General features: G+C 66.0%; 15 protein-coding genes. 12 read left to right on the forward strand and 3 right to left on the reverse strand.

The genetic code is table 11. The annotated features are described in order from the left end of the window. Nucleotides 1-69 precede the first annotated feature (69 nt). Nucleotides 70-717 (reverse strand): glycerol-3-phosphate 1-O-acyltransferase PlsY, encoded by a 648-nt coding sequence (gene plsY, locus H3Z74_RS01225; RefSeq protein WP_187762217.1) that lies wholly within the window; start codon nt 715-717, stop codon nt 70-72. Nucleotides 718-808: 91 nt separating this feature from the next. Beyond that, complete coding sequence (locus H3Z74_RS01230) at nt 809-3,454, reverse strand: DUF4118 domain-containing protein (protein WP_412034825.1); 2,646 nt, start codon at nt 3,452-3,454, stop codon at nt 809-811. 148 nt (nt 3,455-3,602) lie between these two features. Here H3Z74_RS01230 and H3Z74_RS01235 point away from each other — a divergent pair, with 148 nt between their 5' ends. The 6 genes from H3Z74_RS01235 to H3Z74_RS01260 are packed head-to-tail and all read left to right on the forward strand — an operon-like array spanning nt 3,603 to nt 8,984. Beyond that, nucleotides 3,603-3,824: a hypothetical protein gene (locus H3Z74_RS01235; RefSeq protein WP_187762219.1), complete on the forward strand. Its 222-nt coding sequence runs from the start codon at nt 3,603-3,605 to the stop codon at nt 3,822-3,824. Nucleotides 3,825-3,828: 4 nt separating this feature from the next. Further along, nucleotides 3,829-3,918, forward strand: a complete 90-nt coding sequence (gene kdpF / locus H3Z74_RS01240; RefSeq protein ID WP_187762220.1) for a K(+)-transporting ATPase subunit F — start codon at nt 3,829-3,831, stop codon at nt 3,916-3,918. A gap of 13 nt (nt 3,919-3,931) precedes the next feature. Next, nucleotides 3,932-5,635, forward strand: a complete 1,704-nt coding sequence (gene kdpA / locus H3Z74_RS01245; protein ID WP_187762221.1) for a potassium-transporting ATPase subunit KdpA — start codon at nt 3,932-3,934, stop codon at nt 5,633-5,635. A 14-nt stretch (nt 5,636-5,649) separates the two neighbouring features. Beyond that, complete coding sequence (gene kdpB / locus H3Z74_RS01250) at nt 5,650-7,692, forward strand: potassium-transporting ATPase subunit KdpB (protein ID WP_187762222.1); 2,043 nt, start codon at nt 5,650-5,652, stop codon at nt 7,690-7,692. Between the two features lie 11 nt (nt 7,693-7,703). After that, the gene (kdpC, locus tag H3Z74_RS01255; protein ID WP_187762223.1) at nt 7,704-8,285 is read left to right on the forward strand and encodes a potassium-transporting ATPase subunit KdpC; all 582 of its coding nucleotides are present in this window, start codon (nt 7,704-7,706) and stop codon (nt 8,283-8,285) included. 9 nt (nt 8,286-8,294) lie between these two features. After that, a complete protein-coding gene (locus tag H3Z74_RS01260) occupies nt 8,295-8,984 on the forward strand; it encodes a response regulator (RefSeq protein ID WP_229726814.1) in 690 nt (229 codons plus the stop codon). A 7-nt stretch (nt 8,985-8,991) separates the two neighbouring features. On the opposite strand, the gene H3Z74_RS01265 is transcribed toward H3Z74_RS01260, so the two are convergent. After that, nucleotides 8,992-9,417 carry a DUF5990 family protein gene (locus tag H3Z74_RS01265; RefSeq protein WP_187762224.1) on the reverse strand — a complete coding sequence of 142 codons (426 nt, stop codon included), beginning with the start codon at nt 9,415-9,417 and terminating at the stop codon, nt 8,992-8,994. A 62-nt stretch (nt 9,418-9,479) separates the two neighbouring features. On the opposite strand from H3Z74_RS01265, the gene H3Z74_RS01270 reads away from it, so the two are divergent. From H3Z74_RS01270 to H3Z74_RS01295, 6 genes are all read left to right on the forward strand, one after another. Beyond that, nucleotides 9,480-10,184: an NAD-dependent deacylase gene (locus H3Z74_RS01270; RefSeq protein WP_187762225.1), complete on the forward strand. Its 705-nt coding sequence runs from the start codon at nt 9,480-9,482 to the stop codon at nt 10,182-10,184. Between the two features lie 103 nt (nt 10,185-10,287). Next, a complete protein-coding gene (locus tag H3Z74_RS01275) occupies nt 10,288-11,427 on the forward strand; it encodes a TonB-dependent receptor (RefSeq protein WP_187762226.1) in 1,140 nt (379 codons plus the stop codon). Then, nucleotides 11,414-12,496 (forward strand): TonB-dependent receptor, encoded by a 1,083-nt coding sequence (locus tag H3Z74_RS01280; RefSeq protein WP_187762227.1) that lies wholly within the window; start codon nt 11,414-11,416, stop codon nt 12,494-12,496. The genes H3Z74_RS01275 and H3Z74_RS01280 overlap by 14 nt, the downstream gene beginning before the upstream one ends. A 5-nt stretch (nt 12,497-12,501) precedes the next feature. After that, on the forward strand, nt 12,502-13,215 hold the full coding sequence (locus tag H3Z74_RS01285) for an ABC transporter ATP-binding protein (protein ID WP_229726815.1): 714 nt from the start codon (nt 12,502-12,504) through the stop codon (nt 13,213-13,215). Next, a complete protein-coding gene (locus H3Z74_RS01290; RefSeq protein WP_187762229.1) occupies nt 13,212-14,609 on the forward strand; it encodes an ABC transporter permease subunit in 1,398 nt (465 codons plus the stop codon). The genes H3Z74_RS01285 and H3Z74_RS01290 overlap by 4 nt, the downstream gene beginning before the upstream one ends. Continuing rightward, nucleotides 14,606-16,102 carry a DUF3526 domain-containing protein gene (locus H3Z74_RS01295; protein ID WP_187762230.1) on the forward strand — a complete coding sequence of 499 codons (1,497 nt, stop codon included), beginning with the start codon at nt 14,606-14,608 and terminating at the stop codon, nt 16,100-16,102. The genes H3Z74_RS01290 and H3Z74_RS01295 overlap by 4 nt, the downstream gene beginning before the upstream one ends. Nucleotides 16,103-16,109: the final 7 nt, after the last annotated feature.

Raw genomic sequence — 16,109 nt, forward strand, 5'->3', positions numbered from 1 at the left:
TACCGGGCATTCAGGCATGCGTGCTCCCCATAAGGGGGGGCACGCATGACAACAGCGTAGACTGCGCGGCTATGAGGATCCGATCCGGGCTTCTGTCCCCGCCAGAAGCCGCCGGATATTGGCTGTGTGGCGCAGAATGACGAACAGCGCGCCGGCGATCGCCATGAGCAGGAAAGCCATGGGCTGATGAAACATCGCCATCAGGACGACGGCCATCACGGCCGCCACTATCGAACTGAGTGACACGATCCGGGACATAGCCAGGACCACACCGAAGCTGATGGCGACTCCCAGTCCCACAGGCCAGGACAGGGCCAGCAATACGCCCAATCCCGTCGCGGCCGATTTGCCGCCGGTGAACCGGATCCAGATCGATCGGCTGTGTCCGACAATTGCTATCAGGGCGATGATGGCGATTTCCCAAGGCAACCAGGCTTTGAAGCCGGCCGGTGCGGTGGCGATCACCGCGGGAAGCGAAAAGAGCCAATAGGCTAAAACGACAGCGGCGACGCCCTTCAGCAAATCGATCAGCAACACGGCCAAAGCGGGCAGTTTGCCCAAGGTTCGCAGGACATTGGTGGCGCCGGTAGAGCCGGAACCAAGCTCCCGAATATCAACGCCTTTCAGCAGTCTGCCCAACCAGTAACCGGTCGGGATCGCGCCGCACAAATAGGCGATGGCCCCCGCCAGCAGGCTATAGCCGATCCAGGCCATCATTCAGAAATCCTCTCTCTCGCGACATCCATGAGATGCGCCGCGCGCGCCCAGATATGCGACAATAGGGTGTCCCATATCTCTCCCCGGTTCGCTATCCCGCATCCACCTCCACCAGGTCGCTGAAGGTCAGCGTAAACGCCGCCCCGCCCTCGGCATGAGTCCGCGCGGTCACGCCAACGCCCATTGCGGCGGCAAAGCCCTTGACGATCGCCAGTCCAAGCCCGCTGCCGCCCGAGCGGTCGGTGCCGGTGCCGCTGGCGAACATGTCGAAGATGCGCGCCTCGCTGCCCGGCTCCAGTCCGGGGCCGTCATCGCGTACGGTCAGCATGACCTTGCCCGCATCGCGCCGTCCCTCGATCGTGACGATGCCCGCATTGCCGGCATGCTGCACCGAATTGGCGAGCAGGTTGATCAGCACATGGTGGAGCAGCAGCGGATCGGCGCGGACCAGCGGCAAATCGACCGGCACGTCGAGCGCGATCCGCTTGTCGCGCAGCAAATCGCCGAGATCCTGGCGCGCGGCGCCGACCGCGTCGGTCAGGTCGATCGCTTCGCTTGCCGGGGTCAGCGCGCCTGAATCGAGCCGCAGCATCGACAGGAGATTGTCGAGGAAGCGTTGCAGCCGGTCGACCTCCGCGCGCGCGACTGGCGTTGCGGAGGAACCGGGATGGTCGGCGGCGATCCGCTCGATCGCCGCGCGCACTGCGGTGAGCGGAGTGCGCAGATCATGGCCGATCGAGGAGAGCAAGGCGACCCGCAGCCGGTCGCGTTCTTCGAGCACCGAAAGCTGGCGCGTCTCGCCCTCGAGCCGCAGCCGTTCCTGCGCGAGCGAGGCTTGACCGACCAGAGTGGAAAGCAAGACGGCGCGGTCGGACGGGACCGGCTCGCCGCCGTCGCTGCGCGCGATGCCGAGCACCGCAAGCACGCCGATCGAGGTCTTGAGCGGGTGGAATTGCCAGTCCGACCCGTTGAGCGTGGCGGTGCCGTATCCCGCTTCCTCGCCGCGTTTCAGCGACCAGTCCGCCGCGGCGCGGTCGACCGGCGTCAGTGGCGCGGCACCCGCGCTGGTCGCGATGACGCTCAGCTGTCCGTCGCTTTCGGCGAGCAGCACGGTGTTGACGTCGAGCAGACCGGCGACTTCCTCACAGATCGTCTCCGCGGTGGCCTGCGCGTCCGACACACGGGTCAGCGCCTGGGCAAAGGCGGCGAGCGCGGCATTCTCGCGCGCACCGCGCACGCCGATCGTGGCGCGCGAGCGCATGTCGCCGGTCAGGCGGCTGATGAACGCGGCGATGCCAAGCAGCACGATGAAAGTGAGCACGCTTTGCGGCTCGCCGATGGTGAAGGTGTAGATCGGCGCGAGGAAGAAGAAGTTGAACGCCAATGCCGCCATCACCCCGGCGGCCAGCCCCGGGCGCAGGCCATAGCGGCGCGCGGCGACGATCACCGGCAGCAAGTAGATCAGGTCGGTCGCCCCCACCCCGACCAGCGGCAGCGCGAGCCGGGCGAGCGCGGTGGTGAGCGCGACCAGGCCGGCGACATAGAGATAGACGATCGGCCCTTCGTCATCGCCGCGCACGCGTTGCGGGCGGCTGGCGGCGACCTCACCGGTGGCGGGAATGACATGCACCGCAAGGCCGGCCGCCTCGCGCAGCATGGTGGTGACGACCGATCCGTGGCGCAGCTCGAACCACCAGCTGCGCCGCGACTTGCCGATCACCAATTGCGTCGCGCGCATCGCCGCGACCTGCGCGCGAAGGCCCGCGATGACGCTCTCGGCCGGCACGGTGACGATCGTCGCGCCAAGCCCGGCGGCAAGCCGCAGCGTGGCGGCAAGGCGCGCCTTGGCGGCATCGTCGAACGTCTCGGCGCGCGGCGTTTCGATGAACACCGCGGTCCAGGGCGCGTGCAGCGCATCGGCAAGCCGCTTGGTGGTGCGCACCAGCGCTTCGCCGCCAGGCAGCTCGTTGAGCGCGACCAGCACGCGCTCGCCCGCCGCAAACGTGCCGGGCGTGGCGCTTGCGTCGAGATGTTCGAGCATCTGGCGGTCGACGGTCTGTGCGGCGCGGCGCAGCGCCATTTCGCGCAGCGCTGAGAGATTGGCCTTGGAAAAGAAATGGCCGAGCGCGCGGGTCGCCTCGGCCGGGATATAGACCTTGCCGTCGCGCAGCCGCTCGATCAGCTCGTCGGGCGGGATGTCGACCACTTCGATCTCAGCATCCTCGAGCACGCTGTCGGGCACGGTCTCACGCACCCGCACATGGGTGAAGCTCGCGACCACGTCATTGAGGCTCTCGACATGCTGGATGTTGAGCGTGGTGTAGACGTTGATGCCGGCATCGAGCAGCTCGACGATATCCTGCCAGCGTTTCGGGTGGCGGCTGCCATCGACATTGGAATGGGCCAGTTCATCGACCAGTGCGAGCTGCGGGCGGCGTTCGAGCACCGCGTCGATATCCATCTCGGTCAGCGCCTGGCCGCGATAGTTTATGGACCGGCGCGGGATCGTCTCGAGCGGCGCGACCAAAGCCTCGGTCTCGGCGCGGCCATGGGTTTCGACGATGGCGAGGACCACGTCCATGCCGGCCCGGGCCCGCGCCGCGCCTTCGCTCAGCATCTCATAGGTCTTGCCGACGCCGGGGGCGGCGCCGAGGAAAATCTTCAGCGCACCACGCGCCTCGCGCTGCGCGGTGCGGAGCAGGGCGTCGGGGGAGGGGCGGGCCGGGTCTTTCACCACCTTAGCCCTTCCCCGGCGAAGGCCGGGGCCCAGTCGCGAAGCACAAGTGATCGGGCGCTGCGTTCATTTCATCGACGTTCCGCGACTGGGCTCCGGCCTTCGCCGGGGAAGCAATAGACTAGAAGCAGGAAGCTAGGCGCTAGTGGGCGTGAACACCACGCCGCACAGCCAATCTATATGGAATCTTAATGCGATCGCCGCGCATTCGCCCGCGCACCTTAATGCCTGCCGCGCCTATCTGCCTTGCCGAGCCGGCGAGTCCCGCGCCGCAACAAAGGCAAATCCCATGACCGATCTTCTATGGCTCGGCGCGCTCGCCGGGCTGGTCGCGTTGACCCTGGCCTATGCCCGTCTGTGTGACGAGGCCTGAGCCGATGACGTTGCACCTCATGCTCGCCGCGGTCACCGCCGCCGGTCTCCTCCTTTATCTCGTGGCCGTGCTCCTGCGGCCCGAGCGTTTCTGAACGGAACAGCGCCATGACGCTTCAGGGCTGGGGGCTGATCGCCCTTTTCATCATCATCTTATGGGCGCTGGCCAAGCCGGTCGGGCTATGGCTGTTCGCGCTCTATGAAGGGCGGCGCACGGTGCTGCACCGCGTGCTCGGGCCGGTCGAGACCGGCTTTTACAAGCTTGCCGGGATCGACCCGAAGGTCGAGCAGAGCTGGCGGCGCTATGCCGTGCACATGCTGGCGTTCAACCTGGCGTTGCTGCTGCTGACCTATTTCGTGCTGCGCTTCCAGGATCTGCTGCCGATGAATCCGCATGGGCTTGCCGGGGTCGCTCCCGACGGCGCGTTCAACATCGCGATCAGCTTCACCACCAACACCAACTGGCAATGGTATTCGGGCGAAGTCGCACTGTCGAACTTCAGCCAGATGTTCGGCCTGACGATCCATAATTTCCTGTCGGCATCGACCGGCATCGCGCTGGCCTTTGCGCTGTTCCGCGGCTTTGCCCGGCGCGAGGCCAAGGCGATCGGCAATTTCTGGGCCGATATGACGCGCATCACGCTGTATCTGCTGCTGCCGATCTCGATCGTCTATGCGACCTTCCTGATCGCCAGCGGCGTGCCGCAGACCCTGGCGCAGAGCGTCGATGCGACCACGCTGGAAGGCGTGAAGCAAGTCATCGCGCTTGGACCCGTCGCGAGCCAGGAAGCGATCAAGATGCTCGGCACCAATGGTGGCGGCTTCTTCAACGCCAACTCCGCGCATCCATTCGAAAACCCCACCGCGCTGACCAATCTGGTGCAGATGCTGTCGATCTTCCTGATCGGCTTCGGCCTGACCTGGACCTTCGGCAAGGCGGTCGGCAACACGCGCCAGGGCTGGGCGATCCTCGCCGCGATGACCTTGTTGTTCCTCGCCGGCACGTCGGTCGCCTATTGGCAGGAAGCGGCGGGCAACCCCGTGCTTCACCAGCTCGGCGTCGCCGGCGGCAATCTCGAGGGCAAGGAGGTGCGCTTCGGCATCGCCGCGTCCGCTCTGTTCGCCAGCGTCACCACCGCTGCGTCCTGCGGCGCGGTCAATGCGATGCATGACAGCTTCACCGCGCTGGGCGGGATGATCCCGCTGATCAACATGCAGCTGGGCGAAGTCGTGATCGGCGGCGTCGGGGCGGGCATCTATGGCTTCCTGCTGTTCGCCATCCTTGCGGTGTTCGTCGCCGGGCTGATGGTCGGGCGGACGCCGGAATATGTCGGCAAGAAGATCGAGGCACGCGAGGTCAAGCTCGCGGTGCTGGCGATCGCCGTGCTGCCGCTGATGATCCTGGGCGGCACCGCGATCGCCGCGGTGGTGACCGCCGGGCTGGCCGGGCCACTCAACAAGGGGCCGCATGGCTTCAGTGAGATCCTCTACGCCTTCACCAGTGCAGTCGGGAATAACGGTTCCGCCTTTGCTGGCCTCAGCGCGGGCACGCCCTTCTACAATGCCATGCTGGGCATCGCGATGTGGGTCGGGCGGTTCTTTGTGATCGTGCCGATGCTCGCCATCGCCGGCAGCCTGGCGGCGAAGAAGGTCACGCCGCCTTCGTCCGGGTCGTTCCCGACCACCGGGCCGCTCTGGGTCGGACTGCTGGTCGGCATCATCCTGATCCTGGGCGGCCTCACCTTCCTGCCGAGCCTAGCGCTCGGTCCCGTTGCCGATCATCTCGCGATGCTCGGCGGCCACCTCTCCTGAGAGAAGCGACGACCATGTCCGCATCAACCTCCACCCCATCCTCGATCTTCACCGCAAAGTTGCTGATCCCCGCGATCGGCGACTCGTTCAAGAAACTCGATCCGCGCGCGCTGATCAAAAATCCGGTGATGTTCACCACCGCCACGGTTGCGACGCTGCTCACCGTACTGCTGATCCTGGGCGGCGAGCCGCTTGGCGTCTCGTTCCAGATCCAGCTGATCGTCTGGCTGTGGCTGACCGTGTTGTTCGGCACCTTTGCCGAGGCGCTGGCCGAAGGCCGGGGCCGGGCCCAGGCCGCGTCGCTCCGCGCGACCAAGGCCGACCTCACCGCCAAGCGCCTGCTTGGCGTGGGCGAGACCTGGGGGCTCATCGCGGCGCACCGGCTCGAAAAGGGCGACGAGGTGCTGGTCGAGACCGGCGATCTGATCCCGGCTGACGGTGAAGTGATCTTCGGCGTCGCCAGCGTCAACGAAGCCGCGATCACCGGCGAAAGCGCGCCGGTGATCCGTGAAGCGGGAGGTGACCGCTCAGCCGTCACGGCGGGCACGCGGGTGCTGTCCGACAGCATCAAGGTGCGCGTCACTGCCGAGCCGGGCCAGGGTTTCCTCGATCGCATGATCGCTTTGGTTGAAGGCGCCGAGCGGCAGAAGACGCCGAACGAGATCGCGCTGACCATCCTGCTCGTCGGCCTGACGATCATCTTCCTGATCGCAGTCGGCACGATCCCGAGCTTCGCCAATTTTGCCGGCGGACAAGTGCCGGTGGCGATCCTTGCCGCGTTGCTGATCACCCTCATTCCGACCACGATTGCCGCCCTGCTGTCGGCGATCGGTATCGCCGGCATGGACCGGCTGGTGCGCTTCAACGTGCTCGCCAAATCGGGCCGTGCGGTCGAGGCGGCGGGCGATATCGACGTGCTGCTGCTCGACAAGACCGGCACGATCACCATCGGCGACCGCCAGGCGAGCGAATTCCATCCGGTCGGCGGGGCCAGCGTCGACACGCTGGCCGGTGCGGCGCTGCTTGCCAGCTTTGCCGATGAGACTCCCGAGGGCCGCTCGATCGTCGTGCTCGCACGCGGCAAATATGCTCAGCGGCTCGATGCGCTGCCGGACGGCGCGACGATCATCCCGTTCACCGCGCAGACGCGCTTTTCGGGGGTGAAGGTCGGCGAGACCGTGGTGCGCAAGGGTGCGGTGGATTCGATCCTGCGCGCCGATGCAGGGTTGGGCGATACGCCCGCCGCCGCCGAGCTGCGCCGCGTAACTGAAGAGATCGCCCGGTCGGGCGCGACGCCGCTTGCCGTGTCGCGCGACGGGGTGCTGCTCGGTGCGATCGCGCTGAAGGACGTGGTCAAGGCGGGGATCCGCGAACGCTTTGGCGAGCTGCGCCAGATGGGCATCCGCACGGTGATGATCACCGGTGACAACCCGTTGACTGCCGCGGCGATCGCTGCCGAAGCCGGGGTCGATGATTTCCTCGCCGAGGCGACGCCGGAGGACAAGCTCGCGCTGATCCGCAAGGAACAGCAGGGCGGGCGGCTGGTCGCGATGTGCGGTGACGGCACCAATGACGCGCCCGCACTGGCTCAGGCCGATGTCGGCGTGGCAATGAACACCGGCACACAAGCCGCGCGCGAGGCCGGCAACATGGTCGATCTCGACAGCGACCCGACCAAGCTGATCGAGGTGGTGGGCTTGGGCAAGCAATTACTGATGACACGCGGTGCGCTGACCACTTTCTCGGTCGCCAATGACGTCGCGAAATATTTCGCGATCATACCGGCGATGTTCGTCGCACTCTATCCCGGGCTCGGCGTGCTCAATGTCATGGGGCTCACCACGCCCGAAAGCGCGATCCTGTCGGCGATCATCTTCAACGCGCTGATCATCCCGCTGCTCGTGCCGCTCGCGCTGAAGGGGGTGACTTATCGGCCGATGCCCGCCGGGCCACTGCTTGCGCGCAACCTCGCCGTCTACGGCCTGGGCGGGCTGCTCGCGCCGTTCATCGGGATCAAGCTGATCGATCTCGCCGTCACCGCTCTTCACCTCGCCTGAGGATCCACACCATGCTTACCGATATCAAAACCGCCCTGCGCCCCGCGCTTGCCCTGACTCTCGCCTTCGCGCTGCTGCTCGGGGTCGCCTATCCGCTGGCGCTGACCGGCATCGGCCAGGGGCTGTTCCCCGCCCAGGCCAATGGCAGCCTGATCATCGATCAGGGCAAGGTGGTCGGCTCGTCGTTGATCGGCCAGGGCTTTGCCAGCCCGCGCTATTTTCACGGCCGCCCGTCCGCCGCCGGCAAGGGCTATGACGCCAGCGCCTCGTCCGGGTCGAACCTCGGCCCCGCCTCGCAGGCGCTCAGCGACCGGGTGACCGCTGACCTTGCCGCCACTCGCACTTCACCGGGGTCCTTGGTTCCCCCTGACCTGGTGACCACCTCCGCCTCGGGGCTCGACCCCCATATCAGCCCCGAGGCGGCTTTTTATCAGGTGGCCCGCGTCGCGCAGGCGCGGGGTCTCGACTCCGCCAAGGTCCGTGCCTTGGTGCAGGAGCGGATCGAGTATCCGCTGTTCGGTTTCCTGGGCGAACCGCGCGTCAATGTTCTCGAACTCAACCGCGCGCTCGACCGGATGCGCGCGGGGCTCTAACAAGAGGGCATGCCGGTCATGCCCAGGATCCTGATCGTCGAGGACGACACGCATATCCGCCGCCTGTTGCGGGTGGCGGTCGAGCGGATGGGATGGCAGGTCGGTGAGGCAGCGACGGCTCGCGAAGCGCTGTCGCTGCTTGACATCGACAAGCCGGAGGTGGTGCTGCTCGATCTCGGCCTGCCGGATCGCGACGGGCTCGAACTGATCCAGCTGATGAAGAAGCGTGGGGCGGCGGTCCTGGTCGTCTCCGCGCGCGACGACACGGCGGAAAAGGTCGCTGCGCTTGACCTTGGCGCGGACGATTACCTGACCAAGCCGTTCGACACCGATGAACTGCTCGCGCGCATCCGCACCGCGCTGCGTCACCACCGCCGCGACGATGCAGAGCCGGTGCCGGTGCGGGCGGGCGATGTGACGATCGACCTCGCTATGCGCCGCATCGACCGCGCCGGGGAGGAAATCCACCTCTCGCCCAAGGAATATGGCGTGCTGGCCGAACTGGCCAAGCGGCCGGGCCGGATCATCGGCCATAGCCAGTTGCTGCGCGAGATCTGGGGCGCGGCGCATGAGACTCAGGTCGATTATCTGCGCATCGTGATCCGCAATTTGCGGCTCAAGCTGGAGGCGGATCCCGCTGCGCCGCGGCTGATCATCAATGAGCCGGGCGTGGGGTATCGGCTGATCGTGAAGGAGTGAGGTGGTGCTACGCGATGCGTCGTCCTGCGACTTGCACGGTAGCGCAAGCAGGCGTCCCGTCCTTTCCGGTGCCATTGACCGATAACTCGATCACCCCGTCGCCCGCTGTCGCGCGATCGAGCAAGTGCTGTTCGATATCGTGGATGTCGATCTTCATCCGGCGCGACCAGGGCGAGGAAGGGTCGCCAGCCGATTGCCCGATACGGATATAGACGAACCGCCGCTCTGGACCCTCGCGCCGCACCTGATCGCCGAAAAACCCGGGGCCGGGCGCAATACGAATCGGGAAATCAAATGCCAGCCGCTCGCCGGCCTCCGATCGCTTCGGATCGAGCGGTATGTCATCTCCGGACTGCAGACTGTGAAGCACACCCGGTACGGGCTGTTCGATGACGATCCGCATGCGAATTTCGGTCTGGTCTGCGCGGGTCATGATTTGGTCTATATCCGCTTTGTATCCATTCCACACATCCGCCCGCCGGGTTAAACGGTCTCATGCAGGACATCCAGAACATCGTCATCCTCACCGGCGCGGGCATTTCGGCCGAGAGCGGTATCGCCACGTTTCGCGGGCCGGGCGGCTTGTGGGAAGGGCATCGGGTCGAGGAGGTCTGTACGCCTGAGGCACTCGCGCACGACCCCGATCTGGTTCACCGCTTCTACGACCTGCGCCGTGCGGCGCTGGCTAATGTCGTGCCCAATGCCGCGCATGACGCGCTGGCGCGGCTCGATCGGGAGTGGTCGGGCGAGCTGCTGATCGTCACGCAGAATGTCGACGATCTGCATGAGCGTGCCGGGGCGACACGCATGCTGCATATGCATGGCGAGCTGAACTCGGCGCTGTGCGCGGCTTGCGATACACGGGTCGCGTGGCGCGAAAGCCTGCCGCCGGGATCGGCATGCGCCACATGCGGGGCGGAAGCGCTGCGGCCGGATATCGTGTTCTTCGGTGAGATGCCGTACCGGATGGAGGTGATTGAGCGCGCTTTGTCGCGCGCCGATCTGTTCGTGTCGATCGGGACCTCGGGTGCAGTCTATCCCGCCGCCGGGTTCGTACAGACCGCGCGCTACCATGGCGCGCAGACGCTGGAGCTCAATCTGGAGCCATCGGCGGGGAGTGTCTATTTCAGCGAAGTGCGTTTGGGCGCTGCCGGTGTGCTGGTGCCTGAATGGGTCGAGGCGTTGCTGACTCAGGCCTGACACTCATCGCAAAAACCGCCCGGGTCCTCAATCGCGTGTTTGAATGGGGTTGAAATGATATAACGTTACTTATACGGCCACCGGACGTCTTCGGGGGATTTCCATGTTCATGACATTTGCGCGGCGCGGCTCGGTCGCCCTGGCTGGCAGCCTGTTGGTGTTCGGCGCCTATCCGGCTTTTGCCGAGGAAGCCGAGGACGATCAGGAACAGTCGGACATCATCGTCACCGGCTTGGCCGACCGCCAGCTGCTGCTCGATGCGAAGAGCGAGACCGGCAGCCGGCTTGGTCTCAGCGTCCGTGAAACGCCCGCGATCGTCGATATCCTCTCGCAGCAATTGATGCAGGAGCGCGGGCTGCGCACCAGCGTTGAAGCCTTGAACGCAACGCCCGGAGCAACCTCGGGCGAGATCGCCAGCAGCCCGGGGCAGTTGTCGATGCGCGGCTTTACCGGCGGCGCCATCTCTTTGCTCTATGACGGCGTGCGCCAGACCAATTCGGCGCTGATCATCCGCAATCTGGACAGCTGGAGCTTCGACCGGATCGAAGTGCTGAAAGGGCCGGCGGGTGTGTTGTACGGGGAAGGGTCGCTCGCCGGGGCGGTCAACCTCGTACCCAAAAAGCCGCAGTTCAACGGCAACGCCTATGCCGTGACCGCCGGCTATGGCAGTTTCGATACCGCGCGGCTCGGCGTGGACGCCAATGTAGTGCTGAGCGACAGCGTCGCGGTTCGCGGCGTCAGCAGCATCAACCGCACCAGCGGCTTTATCGATGACACCGATGCGCGCTTCTTCGCCACGACGCTGGCTGTGACGGTCAAGCCGGTCGAGCGGCTTACGGTGGAGCTGGCGGTCGATTATCTCGAGGATAAATACGGCACCGCTTATTGGGGCACACCGCTGGTGCCGACCGCCGTCGCGCGCGACCCGAGCGGGCTGGTCACGACCCGCGACGGCTTCGTCATCGACAAGGCGCTACGGCGCAAGAATTACAATGTCGCCAATGCCGATCAGGGATCGAAGACCTGGTGGCTGCGCTCGCGCATCGGCTATGAGATTTCGGATGCGCTGACCTTCACCAACGAGCTGAGCTATTACAGCGCCGATCGCCGCTTTCGCAATTCGGAGGTCTACACCTATACCGCGCCTAGCGCGACTTTCCCCCAATGGCGCATTCCGGCGTGGCACGACGCGGATCGATCACGATCATCAATTCCTGGTCGAGCGCGCCGTGCTGGCCAGTGACGTGGCGATTGGCGGTCATCGCAATCGCCTGTCGATCGGTGTGGAGTATAGCAAAAGCGACCTCGCCATTCCGCGCCGCTTCGGATCGACGACATCCGTCGACCTGTACGATCCGGTGCGCGGATCACTCTCGCTTGCCGAAACCGCCGCCAATTTCCCCGATGGCCGGGTCGATTTCGATTCCACGACGACCGTAACCTCGATCTTTGCCGAGGAAGCGTTCAATCTGACGCCGCGATTGCTGCTGATCGGCGGCATCCGCTACGATCATATCGCGCTGGATCGCAGCATCGCCGACCTGAATGCCGGTACGCTCACGGCCTTTTCACGCAGCTATGACCCGGTCTCCTGGCGCGCCGGGATCGTCTATAGCCTGGCGGCAAAGACGCAGATCTTCGCTCAGTATAGCTATGCCGTCGCGCCGGTCGGCAGCCTGGCCCTGCTGTCGGCCGCCAACGCCAAATTCAAGTTGACCAGTGGGCGGTCGATCGAGGCCGGGCTGAAGACCAGCCTGTGGCACGATCGGCTCGACCTGACGCTGGCCGGATACTGGATCAAGCAGGACGATATCCTGACCCGCGATCCCGCCAACAGCTCGGCGCCGGCCTTTCAGGGCGGCAGCCAGTCCTCGCGCGGCATCGAGTTGTCGGCTTCGGCGGCACTGACGAAGCAATTCCGGCTCGACGGCAGTTTCGCGATCCTCGATGCCCGGTTCGACACGCTGATCGAGGCGGGCGGGGCCAATCGATCGGGCAACACCCCGCCGGTCGTGCCCGAACGGGTGGCGAGCCTGTTCGGCGTCTATCGTATCGACCGGGTGCCGATCACGCTGACCGGCGGCATGCGCCATGCCAGCCATTTCTTCACCGACAATGCCAACAGCGTGCGGGTCGGGAGCTCGACCGTGTTCGACGCCTCGATCGGCTATCGCCTGCCCTTCGGGGAAATCACTCTGCGCGGCCGCAACCTGACGGACCGGCTCTATGCCAATTGGTTCGGCGGATCGGCGCGGCAGATCACGCTGAGCGCACCGCGCAGCATCGATATCAACTTCACCACCAGGTTCTGATCATGATGCCAGACTCTGTCCTCGACCTCGATGCGGTTTCGATCGCATTCAACGGCAACCTTGCGCTCGATGGGCTGTCGCTCAGGCTGCAACCGGGCGAGGTCTATGCACTGCTCGGGCCCAATGGCGCGGGCAAGACCACCACGCTCAACCTCATTCTCGGCTTCCTGTCGCCCGATCGGGGGTCGATCACCATCGACGGGATCGATGGTGTCGCGAATCCGATCGGCGCCCGGACGCGTATCGCCTATCTGCCCGAAACGGTGATGCTTCACCCGGCGCTGACCGCGATCGAGAATCTCGAATATTTCGCACTGCTGGCCGGGCGCAGGATCGATGCGGGTACGGCGCGCGGGTTGCTCGCCGATGCCGGGCTGCAGGGCGAAGCGCACGACCGGCGCGCGGCGGGTTTCTCCAAGGGGATGCGCCAGAAGGTCGGTGTTGCCATTGCGCTGGCCAAGGATGCGCGGCTGTTGCTGCTCGACGAACCCACATCGGGCCTGGACGCGGGCGCGGCCAATGATCTGTCGCAAGTGATCCGCGCGGCATCCGCGCGCGGTATCGCGGTGCTGATGGCGACGCACGACCTGTTCCGGGTCAAGCATGTCGCGCACCGGCTCGGTATCCTGCGCGGCGGCGTGCTGGTGGACGAGCGCGATGCGGCGACGATCGGGCCGGTCGAGCTGGAACAGCTTTATCTCGAAAAGCTGGCGGCATGATCCGGCATCTTGCCCGGTACGAGCTGGAGATGGTGCGCCGCGATCGGCGCGCCTGGTGGCCCTTGCTGTGCCTTGCCGGGCTGGTGCTGCTGTCCTTCGCCAGTGTCAGCCTCGACGCGGCGCGCGGCGATGGCGCCAAGCGCGCGGTGGCGGCGGCTGAGCGTGCGCGCTGGGTCGGGCAGGGGGAAAAGGACCCGCACAGCGCGGCGCATTACAGCATCTTCGCGTTCAAGCCTTCGCCGGCGCTGGCGGGACTTGATCCCGGCGTCGGGCCGTTCGTCGGCCAGAGCGTGTGGCTCGAGGCGCATCACCAGAATGACATGCTGTACCGGCCGCAACAGGATGCATCTTTGTTGCAGCGCGCCGGCCTGGCGAATCCGGCTGCGCTGATCCTGGGGTTCGCGCCGCTGATCGTGTTCCTGCTGGCCTTCATCGTCGTGGCGCAGGATCGCGAACGCGGCACGATGCGGCTCGCCTTGGGTGCTGCGGTCCATCCGGCGGCGATCATTCGCGCCAAGACGCTGGCGATCTGGGGTGCGGCCACTGCACTGCTGATCGTACCGGTCGCGTTGGGTGGAGCCGTGCTGGCGGCGATTGGCGGGCAGCTTGACCTGGATGTGCTTGCCCGCCTCGTGCTCTGGGTGGGGCTGATGTCCGCCTATCTTGCGCTGCTTGCCGCGATCGGCATCGTCGTGGCGTTGCGCGCGCGCGATGCCCGGATTGCGCTGGCCATGTTGTTCGGTCTGTGGATCGTGCTGGCGCTGGTGCTGCCACGTGCGGCGAGCGGCGCCGCCGATACGCTGCGGCCGCTCGAATCGAGCCAAGCGGTGCGGCAGCGCATTCTCGACGAAACCCCGGCCTATTGGTCGGCCGAAGACAGCAAGCGCCACAAGGCGGCATTGCTTGCCCGCCACGGCGTCGACCGGATCGAGGATATTCCCAATCCCCGCATGGCCGAGCTCGATATGGTGGAGCGGCATAGCCACGAGGTGTTCGACCGGGTCCTGGGCGGCTTTTACGGCCAGGTCATCGGGCAGGACCGGCTGTTCGCGACGTTCGGTTTGCTGTCGCCGACGATCGCGGCGCAAAGCCTGTCCGCGTCGCTCACCGGCAGCGACTTCAGCCACCATCATGATTTCATCATCACCGCCGAGCATTATCGGCGCGACCTGGTCAACCGGATGAATGCCGATGGCATGGCACACAGCGCGCAGGGTGATGCGCGCCACACCAGCGATGCGCGGCTCTGGTCGCAAATTCCCGCCTTCGCCTATGCCGCGCCGGTGCTGGGCCGCGCTTCTGCCACCGTCCTGCCCGCGCTCGCGGCGCTGCTGGCCTGGCTGGGAGGCGCATGGCTGGTGCTGGGCGTCACTGCCCGGAGACTGAAGCCATGAGTGAGCCGCGTTTCATCGATCTGTTCGCCTGGGAATGGCGGCGTGTGGGACGCACGCCGCTGCTCTGGGCGATATTGCTGGCTCTGGGCGCAAGTTTTCTGTGGGGCGCTCTGAATACCGCCCAGCTGCATCAGGCGCAGGTCCAGGCCCAGCTTCGCACGCGCATGGCGGAAGTTGCGCACCGCGCCACGGTCGAGGCGCGCGCCGCGGCCTATCATGCTCCGGTCACGCCGGATGCGCCGGAAGTTCCTTATTGGCAGGATCCTACCAATGTCTCGGGCTTCAGCCAATATTTCGTCTACCAGCATGCGCTGAAACCGCATCTGCCGCTGTCGCCCCTTGCCGCCGGCGTGAGCGACATCGCGCCAGGCCGGCTCGAGGTGAAGATCAACACCTTGTTCGGCGTCGACGAGAGCTATGATTTCGAAAATCCGCGCGGGCTGGCGCTTGGACGGTTCGACCTGGCTTTTGCGCTGGTCTATCTGCTCCCGGTCGCGCTGATCCTGTTGTTCGGCCTGCTCGTCACGGTCGAACGCGATCGCGGCATGCTGCGGCTGGTCGCGGCGCAATCCACCGGGCCGCAGCTCTGGCTGGGCGCGCGGGGCGCAGCGATCCTCGTCTGGGCCGCGCCGATCGTGCTCATCTCGCTTCTGGCCGCGCTCGCCATGGCCGGGGCTGCGATCACCGCCGCGCTGCCCGAACTGATTGCCGCGCTGATGTTGGTCCTCGCCTATATGCTGTTCTGGTCAGGACTGGCGCTGCTGGTCCTTGCCCGGTTCCCGGGGTCTGCCGCGGCGCTGGGCATGCTGGCCGCCATCTGGGCGACGCTGACGATCGGCGTGCCCTTGCTTGGCGCCGCTTTTGTGTCGACCCTGTCCCCGCCGCCGTCTGCCATTGCCTATATCGACGCACAGCGCCGCATCGGCGATGCGATTCAGGCCGATCGCGACGCCATTATGAAGCGAGCGGTCGCCGCGCGGCCGGACCTTGAGGGCGCGGAGAGCCGGCTCGAGACGATCGACCATGCCACTCGCCTCACATTCCTGGTTCCCGAGACCGAGCGGCGGCTGGCCCCGCTCCGCAGCGCAATAATGGCGCACCGCGAACAACAGGCCGGGATTGCTGCCATCGCTGGTTATCTGGTGCCGTCACTGGGGCTGGAAGCGACGCTGGCGGTGCTGGCCGGGACCGGCGACGAGCGTCACCACCAGTTCGAAGCGCAGGCGCGCGCCTATCAGCTGCGCTTGCGGGCGATCCTCTATCCGCGCGTCCAGCATGAGATTGCCGCGCCGACGCCGCGCGCCGTACCGGCGACACGCGGCCGGTTCAGCCTGATCGACCGCGATATCCTGCCGGCCTTTGCCATGACCGATCGGCCGGCATCGGCGCGTGTCACCGCGATCTTGCCCTTTGCGATCTGGCTGCTGTTGCTGGGCGGTGGGCTGATCGCTCTCGGCCTGCACCGCGCCCGGGCCTGGCCACGGGACCTCTGATCATGCG

The organism is Sphingomonas alpina (genome assembly GCF_014490665.1).
In the GTDB taxonomy this organism is placed as follows: domain Bacteria; phylum Pseudomonadota; class Alphaproteobacteria; order Sphingomonadales; family Sphingomonadaceae; genus Sphingomonas; species Sphingomonas alpina.

Bases quoted from the DNA above. Each gene is read 5' to 3' on its own strand.
- H3Z74_RS01285 (WP_229726815.1), top strand. From the start codon at position 12,502: ATGCCAGACTCTGTCCTCGACCTCGATGCGGTTTCGATCGCATTCAAC.
- kdpB (WP_187762222.1), top strand. From the start codon at position 5,650: ATGTCCGCATCAACCTCCACCCCATCCTCGATCTTCACCGCAAAGTTG.
- kdpA (WP_187762221.1), top strand. From the start codon at position 3,932: ATGACGCTTCAGGGCTGGGGGCTGATCGCCCTTTTCATCATCATCTTA.
- H3Z74_RS01270 (WP_187762225.1), top strand. From the start codon at position 9,480: ATGCAGGACATCCAGAACATCGTCATCCTCACCGGCGCGGGCATTTCG.
- H3Z74_RS01290 (WP_187762229.1), top strand. From the start codon at position 13,212: ATGATCCGGCATCTTGCCCGGTACGAGCTGGAGATGGTGCGCCGCGAT.
- H3Z74_RS01295 (WP_187762230.1), top strand. From the start codon at position 14,606: ATGAGTGAGCCGCGTTTCATCGATCTGTTCGCCTGGGAATGGCGGCGT.
- H3Z74_RS01260 (WP_229726814.1), top strand. From the start codon at position 8,295: ATGCCGGTCATGCCCAGGATCCTGATCGTCGAGGACGACACGCATATC.
- plsY (WP_187762217.1), bottom strand. From the start codon at position 717: ATGATGGCCTGGATCGGCTATAGCCTGCTGGCGGGGGCCATCGCCTAT.
- H3Z74_RS01275 (WP_187762226.1), top strand. From the start codon at position 10,288: ATGTTCATGACATTTGCGCGGCGCGGCTCGGTCGCCCTGGCTGGCAGC.
- H3Z74_RS01265 (WP_187762224.1), bottom strand. From the start codon at position 9,417: ATGACCCGCGCAGACCAGACCGAAATTCGCATGCGGATCGTCATCGAA.
- kdpC (WP_187762223.1), top strand. From the start codon at position 7,704: ATGCTTACCGATATCAAAACCGCCCTGCGCCCCGCGCTTGCCCTGACT.
- kdpF (WP_187762220.1), top strand. From the start codon at position 3,829: ATGACGTTGCACCTCATGCTCGCCGCGGTCACCGCCGCCGGTCTCCTC.